The organism is Sulfuricystis thermophila, from assembly GCF_004323595.1.
GTDB classification, from domain to species: domain Bacteria; phylum Pseudomonadota; class Gammaproteobacteria; order Burkholderiales; family Rhodocyclaceae; genus Sulfuricystis; species Sulfuricystis thermophila.
On sequence record NZ_AP019373.1, the window covers coordinates 704060 to 717175 of the forward strand.

The following is a 13116-nucleotide window of genomic DNA, read 5'->3' on the forward strand; positions in this document are numbered from 1 at the left end:
GACGAAGGGTTGTGAGTTGCACGAAAACTTCGCTATCGATAACTCTCCAGCGAAGAAAAAGTTGACTCGTAGTTATTTTAACCATTTCGTAGCCCATTGCAGCGCTGCGGCAAGGTGACGCAGCGCAGCCGCCGAACAAGGGGCACCCAGCGCGAAGGACTCGCCGCGGATCTGCAGCAGAAAGCAGGGCGGTGGCGGGGTGCCGTAAAAATCTTCATAAACGCGTAGCAGGCCATACGGATCGAGGGCATGGGTGAAGTCAGGTGCCACGGCCGGGGCCGAGGTCAGGCGCTCGACGGCGTAAGGCGCCGTGGCCGTGATGCTGGCATCGACGAACAACACGCGCTCCCGGCCGGCGAGATCGAGCGCGTGCTCCGGATGCAGTTGAAAGTCGGTGAGACACTCGATCCCTGGCAGTCTCAGCGCTTCGATGTGCTCGACAAGCATGGGCCCCAGCGCATCGTCGCCGCGCGAAGGATTGCCCCAACCAAAGATCAGGATGGGCGCGGTCAAGGGTGCAAACAACGGCCAAGCGGATCGCGCACCAGCCGCTCACGTGCCGTGCCGTCAGCGCCGAGGATTTCCACTTCGAGGGGCATCCGGCCCAGCGCATGGGTCGCGCAGGACAGACAGGGATCGAAGGCGCGGATCGCGACTTCGACGTGATTGAGCAGGCCTTCGGTGATCTGTTGGCCGTCGAGATACTGATGGGCGACGGCAAGGATCGCCTCGTTCATCGCCTGGTTGTTGTGGGTGGTCGAGACGATCAGGTTGGCGCGGATCACCAGATCGTTTTCATCGACGCGGTAGTGGTGGATCAGCGTGCCGCGCGGCGCTTCGATCACGCCGACGCCGCGCTCCTGCCGCTCGCCGCTGGCCAGCAATTCCTTGCCGCAGATGTCCTCGTCGTGGAGCAGTTCCTTGATGGTCTCGGCGGCATGGAGCATTTCGATCATGCGTGCCCAGTGGTAGCCCAGCGTGGCGCCGGCGGCCCGACCGTCGTCGAAGGCGAGGAATTCCCGGCGTTCGTGGTCGGCCAGCGGCGTCGGGATGAAGTCGCAGAGCGTGACGCGCGCCAGCGGCCCGACACGGTACCAGCCGCGCTCGGCATCGCCCAGGGCCTTGAAGAAGGGGAATTTCATGTAGCTCCAGGGTTTCACGTCTTCGCCGATGAACTCCCAATAGCGCCGGTAGTCGGCATGATCGAACAGTGTCGCACCATTGCTCAGACGCGCACGGAGTCCGCCCTCATAGAGGTCCATCGCCCCCGAAGGGGCGACGAGGCTCATCGCCGGCGCGGAAAAACGGGCGAAATCGCGGTAGTGCTCGCGATGGGTTTCGAACAGGCGCTTGACGAGCTCGACGGCCTCACGCGACCAGCCGATGATGGTGTAGATGTCTTTGAGCAACGCGGCGCGTTCGTCCTGGCTGAGCGATTTGTTGACGCCGCCGGGGATGGCGCCGGTGCCGTGGATGCGTTTGCCGGCCGTCAGGCGGATCACTTCCTGGCCATATTTGCGGATCAGCACGCCTTTGCGGGCGATCTCGGGATGGCTGGCCGCCAGGCCGACGATGTTGCGCTTCGCCCTCTCGGCATCGAAACCGAACAGCAGGTCGGGCGAGGCGAGATAGAAGAAATGCAGCGCGTGCGATTGCAGGATCTGGCCATAGTGCATCAGGCGGCGGATCTTCTCGGCGGTCGGCGGGATGCGGCTGCCGACGATCATGTCCATCGCCTTGGCGGCGGCCAGATGGTGCGAGACCGGGCAGATGCCGCACAGGCGCTCGACCATCACTGGCACTTCCCAATACGGGCGCCCTTCGATGAATTTCTCGAAGCCGCGGAATTCGACGATGTGCAGCCGTGCCTGACACACGCGCTCGTGCTCGTCGAGCAGCAGCGTCACCTTGCCGTGCCCTTCGACGCGCGAGAGCGGATCGATGGCGATGCGTTTGAGTGGGGCGTCAGTCATAGTGCAGCAAGCCGTGTCCCAATGTCGGCGTGCGTCCGGCGATCAGGTCGGTGAGGAATTTCCAGATCGCATCACCGGATGGGGGGCAGCCGGGCAGGAAGTAATCGACCTTCACCACTTCGTGGATCGGGTGCACCTGGTTGAGCGGCAGCGGCAGTTCGGGATCGTTCGGAATGTGTGCGCCGCGGGCGAGCCCACCTTCGGTTTCATAGACCGCTTCGAGGATGTCGCGCAGGTCGAGATGGTTGCGCTGCGCCGGCAGACCGCCATTCACCGCACAGGCGCCGACGGCGACGAGGATCTTGCAGTTCTTGCGGAATTCGCGCAGCACATGGACGTTTTCCGCGTTGCACACACCGCCCTCGATGATGCCGAGATCGCAGGGGCCGCAGCGCTTGATGTCGGTGAGCGGTGTGCGGTCGAACTCGACCAGTTCGAGGAGCGTGAACAACCGCTCGTCGATGTCGAGCAACGACATGTGGCAGCCGAAACAACCGGCCAGCGAGGTGGTCGCGACACGCAGCTTGCGGGTGTCGTTCACCGTTTTTCCTCCTCTGGGTGCGCAAGCGAGACCGGGGCGAGGTCGTATTTGCGCTGGCCATACGGGACGCCGAAGCCGACGCGCTTTTTCAGGATCACGCCGACCGGGCAGACGTTCGCGGCGTGGTCGGTGAGCGCGAAATCGGTGTCGGCGAGCCGCCCGGATGCGCTGTTGATGATCACCTTGCGGCCACGCATGCCGCGTCCGCCCATCACGAAGACGAATTTGCCGTCGCGCGCCGAGGCCTGCTCGCAGAGCGAGCAGAGGATGCAGCGGTTGAAGTCGAGCAGCACGTCCGGATGCGAGGCGTCGACCGGCCGGTTGGGATAGAAATGATCGAAATGCGGCCCCATCATGCCCAGCTCGTAGGCGGTGGCCTGCAGCAGGCATTGACCGCTTTTCTCGCAGGAAGGGCAGAAATGGTTGCCCTCGACGAACAGCATCTGCAATAGCATGCGGCGCTGTTCATCGAGCTCGGGGGTACGGTTGGCGACCTCCATGCCGTTCATGGCCTGCGTGGTGCAGGCCGAGACGAGACGGCCGCCGATGCTCACCGTGCACAGCCGGCACGAGCCATGCGGCTTGTAGTCCGGATGCCAGCACAGATGGGGAATGTAGCGCCCGGCGGCGTGAGCCGCCTGCAGGAGGGTCTGTCCGGGGGTGAAGGGTACCGCCACGCCGTCGAGGAAAAAGCGCTCTGCATTCGCCATCGTTTCAGCTTTCGGCAAGGTGCGCGCCGGCATCGTCGCGGCCGGTCATCTGGCGCGCCTGGGACAGTTCCGCATCGAGATCGAAGGCCGGTTCGAAATCGAGCGATTTGAGACGCCGTTCATACGCCGGGCGGAATTTCGTCAGCGTCTCGAAGATCGGATTGCAGGCCGAATGACCCAAGCCGCAGTGGGCGGTGCCCGCCAGCAAGCGATGGAGCCGCGGCAGTTCCTGGAGGTCGTATTGCGAACCGCGGCCGGCGGCGATCTTGTCCATCAGCCGGGCATTGATCTGCGTGCCGACACGGCAGGGGGTGCAAAAGCCGCAGGATTCGTGGGCGAAGAAATGCGCGAAATTCCTCGCCACCTCGAACATGTCGCGCGTGCAATCGAAAACCATCAGCGCGCCGGCGGTGGGCACGTCCTCGAAACACAGCCGACGGTCGAGCTCCTCGCCGCTCAAGGTCGTTCCCGAAGGACCGGAGACCTGCACGCCCTGCACACAGTTTCTCACGCCGGCGGCATCGAGCGCCTCGGCCAGCGTGACGCCGAACGGAAACTCATAGACGCCGGGATGCGCGACGTCGCCGGAGATCGACAGCAGCTTGCTGCCCGTCGATTGCGGCGTGCCGATCGCGGCGAACCAGGCCGCGCCCTGTTCCGCGATGCGCGCGGCGCAGGCGAAGGTTTCGACGTTGTTGACGATCGTCGGCTGACCGAGGTAGCCCTTCGTCACCGGAAACGGCGGCCGCAGGCGCGGCCGGCCCGGCTTGCCCTCGAGCGACTCGATCAGCGCGGATTCCTCGCCGCAGACGTAGGCGCCGGCGCCGAGGTGGATCTCGATGTCGAAATCGAAGCCATCCCGGCCGAGAATCTTTCTGCCGAGCAGTCCCTGCGCGCGCCGCCGTTCGAGGACGGCTGCGAGGGCTTCGAGCAGGTAACGGTATTCGCCGCGCAGATAGAGGAATCCTCGCCGCGCGCCGACGACGAACGCAGCGAGCGTCATGCCTTCGAAGACGAGATCGGCATAGGAATTCAGCAACACGCGATCCTTGAACGTGCCGGGCTCGCCTTCGTCGGCATTGCAGACCACGACGCGTGTCTGGCCGGCTTCGAGCGGCGCATCGCGGCAGGCCTGCCACTTGCGTGCGGTGGGAAAGCCCGCGCCGCCGCGGCCGCGCAGACCCGCTGCGGCGATTTCGGCGAGCTGCGCTTCGGGCCCGCGCGCCCATGCTGCCGAAAGCGCCGCGCCCGGCACGAACGCCTCACCCAGCAAGGGGCCAGTGCGGCGCAGATTGTCCTCCACCCGGAACCATTCCGCCGGCCACTCGGCGAGTGGCACACGGTCGCGGATCAGTGCAGCCATCGCGTCGACCCGCTCGGGCGTCATCCGCGTCACGGTGCGGTAATTGACCAGCAGGGCCGGCCCCTGGTCGCCCATGCCGATGTCCGAGGTCGTATGCACGAATACCAGACCGTCTTCGGACAGCCGTCCCGGTTCGAGCCACAGCGCTTCGCACAGCCGCTGCATCAAGTCCTGGCTGCCCGCCATGCGGTCGATGATGTTGTCCGACCAGAGCAGGCAGTATTGGCCGCGCGGCCGTAGATGGAAAAAACTGTAGAACGCCGCGGTGGCCTCGACCTTGGCGCGCGGCCAGCCGACGCCCTGGGCGATCCGGGTGATGGTTTCAGGCGCGAGCCAGCCCAGCGCTTCCTGGGTTTCGCGCAGGATCTGCATCAGACGAGTGCCGTCGTGATGGTGACGGGTAAGCACCCGGTCGATTGCGTCGAGGCGGTTCATGGCTGCTAGCATAATCCAGTTTCGTGTCATTTTCGGGAAAGGACGGCGATGCGCATCCTGAGCTGGAACATCCAATGGGGCCGCGGGCTCGATGGCCGCGTCGATCTGGCGCGCATCGCCGAGGAGGCGCGCAACTTCGATGCCGAGGTCTATTGCTTCCAGGAAGTGGCGGTGAATCACCCTGGCTTGGCCGGGATGCCGCCGGGTCAGCTCGACCAGGTCGCGGTGCTGCGCGGCCTGTTTCTTGGTTACGAGGCCGCCTTCGGCGCCGACAGCGATTTGCCGGACGGTCTGGGCGGCCGGCGGCTGTTTGGCAACCTGATCCTCTCGCGGCGGCCCATGCTGCAAATTTTCCGTCATCTCCTGCCCTGGCCGGCGGAAGCCGCAGTGCCCAGCATGCAGCGCATCGCCGTCGAAGCGGTGATCGAGGCGCCGGAATTCCCCGGCGGCGCATTGCGCGTGATCACCACGCATCTCGAGTATTACTCGGCGAGCCAGCGTGCAGCGCAATGTGCGGCGCTGCGAGCGATCGCCGATACCGGCTGGCGCCATGCCGTTTCGCCTCGTTCCGCGGCGGATACCGACGCGCCGTTCGCGGTGCTGCCGCGCGGCGAGGGCTGTGTGATCTGTGGCGATTTCAACGCGCCGGTCGGCGCGCCGGAGCAGGCAGCGCTCACCGCGACGCATGATGCGCCGGCACTCGTCAATGCCTGGAGCGTCGTGCACGGTGCCGCCCCGCCAGCGCCGACTTTCGGCGTCCATGAGCGGCGCTATGTCGAAGCCCCGGCCTGCTACGACATCTTCTTCGTCGGCGCAAACATCGCCGAGCGGGTGACGGGTGTCGAGGTCGATCTCGGCAGCACCGCGTCGGATCATCAGCCGGTGGTGTTGAGGTTGGCGGATTAGAATCGGCAAAAAGCTTCCTGGAGTGGATCCATGTGCCTTGCCATCCCTGCCCGCGTCGTCGAGATGCCCGATCCGGAGACTGCCATCGTCGATCTCGGCGGCGTCAAGAAAGCCATTTCGCTTGCTTTGGTGGAGGATGTGGCGGTCGGTGATTACGTGATCGTGCATGTCGGCTTTGCGCTCAACAAGCTGAATCCGGAAGAGGCCGAGAAGACGCTCGCGCTGTTCGCCGAGATGGGCGATCTGGTGGCTGCGCAGGATGGCGCGGCGGGCAGCGCATGAAATACATCGACGAGTTTCGTGACGGTGAGCTCGCCAAGGGGCTTGCGGCGGCGATTGCCGCCGCGGCGCGGCCGGAGCGCCAGTATGCCTTCATGGAATTCTGCGGCGGCCACACCCACGCGATTTCGCGCTATGGCGTCACCGATCTCCTGCCGGCCAACGTGCGCATGGTGCATGGACCGGGCTGCCCGGTGTGCGTGCTGCCGATCGGTCGCATCGACATGGCGATCGAACTCGCGCTCAGACATCAGGCCATCCTCTGCAGTTATGGCGACTGTCTGCGCGTGCCGGCCTCCGCTGGTTTGTCCTTGCTCAAAGCCAAGTCGCACGGCGGCGACATCCGCATGGTGTATTCGGCGGCCGATGCCTTGAAGATCGCGCGCGAGAATCCGCAACGTGAGGTGGTGTTCTTCGCCATTGGTTTCGAGACCACCACGCCGCCGACGGCGGTGGTGATCAAGCAGGCCGCGGCGGAAGGGGTGAACAACTTCAGCGTGCTCTGCTGTCATGTGCTGACGCCCTCCGCCATCATGAGCATCCTCGAATCGCCCGAGGTGCGGCGCTGGGGCACGGTGCCGCTCGACGGTTTCGTCGGCCCGGCGCATGTGTCGACGGTGATCGGCAGTCGGCCCTATGAGTTTTTCGCCGAGGAGTACCGCAAGCCCGTGGTGATCGCCGGCTTCGAGCCGCTCGACGTGATGCAGGCGATCCTGATGCTGATCCGCCAGGTCAATGAGGGCCGTTGCGAGGTGGAGAACGAATTCACGCGCGCGGTGTCGCGCGAGGGCAATGTCAAGGCTCAGGCGCTCGTCGCCGAGGTGTTCGAACTGCGGCGCAGTTTCGAGTGGCGCGGCATGGGCACGATTCCCTATTCGGCGCTGGCGATCCGGCAGGCGTTTGCGGATTTCGATGCCGAGCGCCGTTTTGGGCTCGAATATCATCCCGTGCCGGATCACAAGGCCTGCGAATGCGGTGCGATCCTGCGCGGCGTGAAAGAGCCGCGCGACTGCAAGCTGTTCGGCACCGTCTGCACACCGGAGAATCCGATCGGCAGCTGCATGGTGAGTTCGGAGGGCGCCTGCGCCGCCTACTACACCTATGGCCGCCATCGCGAAGAGATCGCGGGATGAAGGTCCTTTTTCTCACTCACAGCTTCAACAGCCTCACTCAGCGTTTGTTCGCCGAACTGACTGCGCGCGGCCACGAGGTGTCGGTGGAATTCGACATCGCCGATGCGGTGAGCGAGGAGGCGGTCGCGCTCTGGCAGCCCGACCTGATCCTCGCGCCTTTCCTCAAGCGCGCGATTCCGGCATCGATCTGGCGCCATCACCTGTGCTGGGTCGTCCATCCCGGCATCGTCGGTGACCGCGGCCCCTCGGCGCTCGATTGGGCGATCCAGGAGGGTGAAAACGAGTGGGGTGTCACGGTGTTGCAGGCCGAGGCCGAGATGGATGCCGGGCCGATCTGGGCGACGGCGAGCTTTCCGATGCGGCGCGCTCGCAAGGCCAGCCTCTATCGCCAGGAAGTCACCGAGGCGTCGGTGACGGCGGTGCTTTCTGCGCTCGAACGGCTCAAGCGGGGCGAGAAACCGACGCCGCTTCATGAGTGGCCCAACGCGCGCGGGCGGCTACGACCGCTGATGAAGCAGGCGGATCGCGCGATCGACTGGCAGAACGACGATATGCAAACGGTGCTGCGCAAGATCGACGCGGCCGACGGTTTTCCCGGCGTGGCGGACAGCCTGTTGGGTCACGCCTGTCATCTTTACGATGCCTGGCCGGAGACGCGGCTCAAGGGCGAGCCCGGTGCGGTGATCGCCCGGCGCGAGACGGCGCTTTGTCGCGCCACCGTCGATGGCGCCGTGTGGATCGGCCATGTGAAACGAGCAGGGGGCATCAAGCTGCCGGCGACGGTGACCTTCGCTCGCGAAGCTGCCGGCGTGCCCGAGCTGCCGCTCGCTGGCTGGTGGAGCGCCGATCATGCGACCTGGCAGGACATCCGTTACGAAGAGGATGGCGCGGTCGGCTTCCTCCATTTCGACTTCTACAATGGCGCGATGAGCACCCGGCAGTGCGAGCGTCTGCGTGAGGCGTTTCTGTGGGCGACGGCTCGTCCGACGCGCGTCATCGTGCTGATGGGCGGGCGCGACTTTTGGAGCAATGGCATCCATCTCAACCTGATCGAACATGCGGCGAGCCCCGCCGATGAATCCTGGGCGAACATCAACGCCATCGACGATCTCGCCGAAGCGCTCATCCGCTGTGAATCGCATTTGACGGTCGCGGCGCTCTCTGGCAATGCCGGCGCGGGCGGCTGTTTCCTCGCCCGCGCCTGCGACGAGGTTTGGGTGAGGGACGGTGTGGTGCTCAACCCGCATTACAAGAACATGGGCAATCTCTTTGGCTCGGAGTTCTGGACTTATCTGTTGCCGCCGCGCGTCGGCAGCGAGGGTGCGGCGGCGATCATGCGCCATCGCTTGCCGATGCTGGCTTATGCAGCGGTTGAGTGTGGCTTCTACGATGCCGTCCTGCCAGCGCCGACATTTGGCGACGAAGTGGCGCGCCGTGCCGCGGCCTTGGCGCAGGATTTTGCCGCGCGCATCGCCGCCAAGCGCGCGCGGCGCGCTGCCGACGAGGCCCGCAAACCGCTGGCCGCCTATCGCGCCGAGGAGCTCGCCCAGATGCGGCGCAACTTTTACGGCTTCGATCCGAGCTACCATGTGGCGCGCTGGCATTTCGTCGCCAAGACGCCGCATTCCTGGACGCCGCGCCATTTGGCGCGGCATCGTATGTGAATTCAACCCAGATTCAAGGAGGGAAACCGGTGGGCCGTGAGGGGATTTGTGAGCGCATGTCGGCGGCCGTCGGTGAAGGGCGCGGGGAAGAATGTCACTTGTTCGCGGCAAGCCGAGTTGTGGCTGTCCCGCGCCCGAACCCTACGGCCGCCCCATGCGCGAACCATGAGCCGAACGGCGCACCGGTTTCATCCTCCGTGGGGGTTCATGAATCATGGCTGTTCGTTGAGCAACGATGACTCCACCGCCTGCAGCGTTGCCCGTCGTGCTGGTCGTCGATGACGAACCGCGTTCGCTCGAAGCCCTGCGCCGCGCGCTCGATGAGAATTTCGAGGTGCTCACCGCTGCTTCCGCAGCGGAAGCGGAAGCCGTGATGGAGCGTGAATTCGTCCAGATCGTGCTGTGCGATCAGCGCATGCCGGACCTGACCGGGGTCGAATTCTTGAAGCGCGTGCGCAGCCGCTGGCCGGATACGGTGCGGATGATCCTTTCCGGTTACGCCGAGGTGGAAGACATCATCGCCGGCATCAACGAGGCCGGCATCTGGCAATACCTGCTCAAACCTTGGCATCCGGATCAGTTGCTGCTGACGCTGAAGAGCGCCGCCGAGATATGGCGCCTGCAGCAGGAAAACCAGCGCCTGTCGATCGAGCTGCGCGAGAGCCCGCATGAGCTCGCGGCGCGGGTGGCGACCCGGCGACGGCAGCTTGCGGCGCGCGATAGTTTCGAGGCGCTGATCCGTGCGCCGGGTAGCCCGCTCGATGCGGTCTGCGAGCTGGCGCGGCGCATCGCCCCGCATGATCTGCCCGTGTTGCTGCAGGGCGAATCGGGCACCGGCAAGGAGCTCTTGGCGCGTGCGCTGCACCACGCCAGTGCGCGCGCCGAGGGTCCCTTCGTGGTCGAAAACTGTGCCGCGATGCCGGATACCCTGCTCGAAGCGGAACTCTTCGGCCACAAGAAGGGCGCATTCACCGGCGCTTACGAGGATCGCGTCGGCCTGTTTCAGCAGGCCGACGGGGGCACCTTGTTTCTCGACGAGGTGGGTGATACCTCGCCGGCGATGCAGGTGAAGCTCCTGCGCGCCTTGCAGGAAGGAGAAGTGCGGCCGGTGGGCAGTAGCCGGTCGGTGCGCGTCGATGTGCGCATCATCACGGCGACCCATCGCGATCTGGAGGCCGACGTGCTCGCCGGCCGCTTCCGTGAGGATCTCTATTACCGCCTCGCCGGCATCACGCTGACGCTGCCGCCCTTGCGCGAACGGCCGGCAGACATTCCGCTGCTGGTCACGGCCCTGCTGCAAAAGTCGGGTGTGAGCGGACGGCGGTTTTCCGATGCCGCGCTCGAACTGATGTGTCGCTACCGCTGGCCGGGCAATGTGCGCGAGCTCGCCAACGAAGTGCGCCGCGCGCTGGCGCTGGCGCGCGAAGATGAAATGGGCCCCGAGCTCCTCTCGCCCCGCTTGCATGCGATTCAGGCGCCGCGCCCGGCCGGTGGCGAGCTTGGCACGCTCAAGGAACGCCTGGCGGCCTTCGAGACCGAGGTGTTGCGCGAGGCGCTCGCGCGTCATCGCGGCAACAAGTCGCGCATCGCCGCAGAGCTCGGCTTGACGCGGGTCGGTTTGCGCATGAAACTGGAACGACTGGGTCTCCTGGAATCATGAAGCTGATCTGGCTGCAATCCGGCGGCTGCGGCGGCTGCACGCTCTCCTGGCTCGGCTACGCCCATGGCCCGCTCCTCGAGGTGCTCGCCGAGGCAGGCATCGAGCTCGTCTGGCATCCGAGCCTGTCTGCCGCCAGCGGCGACGAGGCGCTCGCGCTCATCGAGGCTTACGCGAGCGGCGCTCGGTCTTTCGACATCCTCTGTGTCGAGGGTGCACTGCTGCGCGGCCCGTGGCTCGATCAGCTGCCGAGCGGCAACTTCCATTGCTTCGGTGGCGGCAAGCCGATGCTCGACTGGGTCTTGCGCCTGGCGATGAGGGCGCGCCACGTCGTCGCCATCGGCAGTTGCGCGGCCTTTGGCGGCATTACCGCCGCGGGCGGCAATCCGACCGATGCCGCGGGGCTGCAGCATGACGGCGAGATCGGCGGCGGGGTGCTGGGGCCTTATTTCCGCGATGCAGTGGGGCTGCCGGTCGTCAATGTCTCCGGCTGTCCGCCCCATCCGGACTGGATCACCGAGACCCTGGCCATGCTCGCGCAGGGTCGTCTCACAGCGGATGGCCTCGACGAGTTCGGCCGCCCGCGTTTCTTCGCCGACCGTCTCGTGCATCACGGTTGCCCGCGCAATGAGTATTACGAATTCAAGGCCGGCGCGGAACATCCCGGCGAACAGGGGTGCCTGATGGAAAACCTGGGCTGCAAGGGCACCCAGGCGCATGCCGACTGCAATCTGCGCCTGTGGAACGGCGAGGGTTCCTGCCTGCGTGGCGGTTTTCCCTGCATCCGCTGTACCGAACCGGAATTCGAAGAACCCGGCCACCCGTTCAACACGACGCCGAAGGTGGCCGGCATTCCGATCGGCCTGCCGGCGGACATGCCCAAGGCCTGGTTCGTCGCACTGGCGGCGCTCTCCAAGTCGGCCACCCCGCCGCGCGTCAAGGAAAACGCCACGGCCGAGCGCCTGCGGCGCGCGCCGAGCGTCAAACGGTCGAAAAAATGACACGCCGCGTCGTCGGTCCCTTCAATCGTGTCGAAGGGGATCTCGAAGTCATGCTCGATGTCGAAGGCGGGCACGTTGCCGCGGCTTTCGTCAATTCACCGCTCTATCGCGGTTTCGAACAGATCCTCGAAGGCAAGACGCCGCTCGATGCGCTCGTCTTCGTGCCGCGCATCTGCGGCATCTGCTCGGTAGCGCAGTCGGCGGCCGCAGCGCGTGCGCTGGCCGATGCCGCGGGGATCGCGCCGCCGAGGAACGGGCGGCTTGCCGCCAACCTGACGCTCGCCGTCGAGAATCTCGCCGATCATTTGACGCACTTCTATCTGTTCTTCATGCCCGATTTCGCCGCCGCCGAATACGCCGGTGCATCCTGGTATGCCGAGGTCAGTGCGCAGTTCCGTGCGCAAAGCGGCAAGGCCCAAACGGAGGCGCTCGCCGCCCGCGCGCGCTTCATGCAGGCGATGGGGCTTCTGGCCGGCAAATGGCCGCATACGCTCGCCGTGCAGCCGGGCGGCACGACGCGGCCGCTCACCGAGTCCGAGATCTTCCGCCTGCGGCGCATCGTGCGTGAGTTTCGCGCCTTTCTCGAAGCGCGGCTGTTCGCCGCGTCGCTGGAAACCATCGCGGGGCTCGACGGGCAAACGGCGCTCGAGCGCTGGCGCAAGCAAGCTCGCGCGGGCGATCTGCGCCTTTTTTTGCAGCTCGCCGACCGGCTCGATCTGTGGTCGCTGGGTCAGTCGGGCGCGCGTTTCTTGAGTGTCGGCGCCTACGACGAAGGGGGCGGGGCGTTCCTGTTCGCGCCGGGGGTCTGGCATGCCGGCACGGTGTTGCCATTCGCTCCCCATCAGGTGAGCGAGGACGTCAGTTGCGCCCGCTATGTCGGCGGCAAAGCACAGAGACCGGCAGAAGAGCGCACCGTGCCGCGTTACGACAAACCCGGCGCCTATTCCTGGTGCAAGGCGCCGCGCCTGGATGGCGAGATTTGCGAGACCGGGGCGCTGGCGCGCCAGCTCGTCGATGGCCAGCCGCTGGTGAGCGACCTCGTGGCGTGCCGCGGCGCTGGGGTCGGGGCGCGCGTGCTGGCGCGGCTGCTGGAATTCGCGCGCGTCGTGCCGGCGCTGGAGCGCTGGCTCGACGCTTGCGATCCTGACGGACCGTGGTGCATGCCGGCGCCGCTGGCGGAAAACTGTCTCGGCGTGGGCTTCGTCGAGGCGGCGCGCGGTGCGCTCGGTCATTGGCTCACCGTGCGCCACGGTCTCATCGGCGGCTACCAGATCATCGCGCCGACCACCTGGAATTTTTCGCCGCGCGATGCCGACGGCCAGCCCGGTGCGCTGGAACGGGCGCTGGTCGGCCTGCCGGTGCCCGAACAGGGCACGATCCCGGCGGTGGTGCACCACGTGGTGCGCAGTTTCGATCCCTGCATGGTCTGCACGGTGCACTGATGATGGCTCCCT

General features: G+C 65.8%; 12 protein-coding genes. 7 read left to right on the forward strand and 5 right to left on the reverse strand.

The features are described 5' to 3' along the window. Positions 1–72: 72 nt before the first annotated feature. The 5 genes from M52SOB_RS03640 to M52SOB_RS03660 are packed head-to-tail and all read right to left on the reverse strand — an operon-like array spanning position 73 to position 5022. Positions 73–513 carry a hydrogenase maturation protease gene (locus tag M52SOB_RS03640; RefSeq protein ID WP_131110617.1) on the reverse strand — a complete coding sequence of 147 codons (441 nt, stop codon included), beginning with the start codon at positions 511–513 and terminating at the stop codon, positions 73–75. Then, complete coding sequence (locus tag M52SOB_RS03645) at positions 510–1973, reverse strand: Ni/Fe hydrogenase subunit alpha (RefSeq protein WP_131110618.1); 1464 nt, start codon at positions 1971–1973, stop codon at positions 510–512. The genes M52SOB_RS03640 and M52SOB_RS03645 overlap by 4 nt, the downstream gene beginning before the upstream one ends. Further along, complete coding sequence (locus M52SOB_RS03650; protein WP_284155183.1) at positions 1966–2514, reverse strand: NADH-quinone oxidoreductase subunit B family protein; 549 nt, start codon at positions 2512–2514, stop codon at positions 1966–1968. Before M52SOB_RS03650 ends, M52SOB_RS03645 begins: the two co-directional genes overlap by 8 nt. Continuing rightward, positions 2511–3242 carry a 2Fe-2S iron-sulfur cluster-binding protein gene (locus M52SOB_RS03655; RefSeq protein ID WP_348542200.1) on the reverse strand — a complete coding sequence of 244 codons (732 nt, stop codon included), beginning with the start codon at positions 3240–3242 and terminating at the stop codon, positions 2511–2513. The genes M52SOB_RS03650 and M52SOB_RS03655 overlap by 4 nt, the downstream gene beginning before the upstream one ends. After that, entirely contained in the window at positions 3229–5022 is a 1794-nt protein-coding gene (locus tag M52SOB_RS03660) for an NAD(P)H-dependent oxidoreductase subunit E (RefSeq protein ID WP_131110620.1), read from the reverse strand. The genes M52SOB_RS03655 and M52SOB_RS03660 overlap by 14 nt, the downstream gene beginning before the upstream one ends. A gap of 48 nt (positions 5023–5070) precedes the next feature. On the opposite strand from M52SOB_RS03660, the gene M52SOB_RS03665 reads away from it, so the two are divergent. From M52SOB_RS03665 to M52SOB_RS03695, 7 genes are all read left to right on the forward strand, one after another. Next, positions 5071–5928, forward strand: coding sequence for an endonuclease/exonuclease/phosphatase family protein (locus M52SOB_RS03665; RefSeq protein WP_131110621.1), 858 nt, complete (start codon positions 5071–5073; stop codon positions 5926–5928). A 30-nt stretch (positions 5929–5958) separates the two neighbouring features. Next, entirely contained in the window at positions 5959–6210 is a 252-nt protein-coding gene (locus M52SOB_RS03670) for a HypC/HybG/HupF family hydrogenase formation chaperone (RefSeq protein ID WP_131110622.1), read from the forward strand. Further along, complete coding sequence (gene hypD, locus M52SOB_RS03675; RefSeq protein WP_131110623.1) at positions 6207–7340, forward strand: hydrogenase formation protein HypD; 1134 nt, start codon at positions 6207–6209, stop codon at positions 7338–7340. Before M52SOB_RS03670 ends, hypD begins: the two co-directional genes overlap by 4 nt. Continuing rightward, complete coding sequence (locus M52SOB_RS03680) at positions 7337–9004, forward strand: hydrogenase maturation protein (protein WP_131110624.1); 1668 nt, start codon at positions 7337–7339, stop codon at positions 9002–9004. Before hypD ends, M52SOB_RS03680 begins: the two co-directional genes overlap by 4 nt. Before the next feature lie 235 nt (positions 9005–9239). Continuing rightward, positions 9240–10664, forward strand: a complete 1425-nt coding sequence (locus tag M52SOB_RS03685; RefSeq protein WP_131110625.1) for a sigma-54-dependent transcriptional regulator — start codon at positions 9240–9242, stop codon at positions 10662–10664. Further along, entirely contained in the window at positions 10661–11662 is a 1002-nt protein-coding gene (locus M52SOB_RS03690; protein ID WP_131110626.1) for an NADH-quinone oxidoreductase subunit B family protein, read from the forward strand. The genes M52SOB_RS03685 and M52SOB_RS03690 overlap by 4 nt, the downstream gene beginning before the upstream one ends. Beyond that, positions 11659–13104 carry a nickel-dependent hydrogenase large subunit gene (locus M52SOB_RS03695; RefSeq protein WP_131110627.1) on the forward strand — a complete coding sequence of 482 codons (1446 nt, stop codon included), beginning with the start codon at positions 11659–11661 and terminating at the stop codon, positions 13102–13104. The genes M52SOB_RS03690 and M52SOB_RS03695 overlap by 4 nt, the downstream gene beginning before the upstream one ends. The last annotated feature ends 12 nt before the right edge of the window (positions 13105–13116 follow it).

What these genes read in the sequence shown, in the direction of transcription:
- M52SOB_RS03665 (WP_131110621.1), top strand. Translation starts at nt 5,071, where the DNA reads ATGCGCATCCTGAGCTGGAACATCCAATGGGGCCGCGGGCTCGATGGC.
- M52SOB_RS03680 (WP_131110624.1), top strand. Translation starts at nt 7,337, where the DNA reads ATGAAGGTCCTTTTTCTCACTCACAGCTTCAACAGCCTCACTCAGCGT.
- M52SOB_RS03660 (WP_131110620.1), bottom strand. Translation starts at nt 5,022, where the DNA reads ATGAACCGCCTCGACGCAATCGACCGGGTGCTTACCCGTCACCATCAC.
- M52SOB_RS03685 (WP_131110625.1), top strand. Translation starts at nt 9,240, where the DNA reads ATGACTCCACCGCCTGCAGCGTTGCCCGTCGTGCTGGTCGTCGATGAC.
- M52SOB_RS03645 (WP_131110618.1), bottom strand. Translation starts at nt 1,973, where the DNA reads ATGACTGACGCCCCACTCAAACGCATCGCCATCGATCCGCTCTCGCGC.
- M52SOB_RS03695 (WP_131110627.1), top strand. Translation starts at nt 11,659, where the DNA reads ATGACACGCCGCGTCGTCGGTCCCTTCAATCGTGTCGAAGGGGATCTC.
- M52SOB_RS03690 (WP_131110626.1), top strand. Translation starts at nt 10,661, where the DNA reads ATGAAGCTGATCTGGCTGCAATCCGGCGGCTGCGGCGGCTGCACGCTC.
- hypD (WP_131110623.1), top strand. Translation starts at nt 6,207, where the DNA reads ATGAAATACATCGACGAGTTTCGTGACGGTGAGCTCGCCAAGGGGCTT.
- M52SOB_RS03670 (WP_131110622.1), top strand. Translation starts at nt 5,959, where the DNA reads ATGTGCCTTGCCATCCCTGCCCGCGTCGTCGAGATGCCCGATCCGGAG.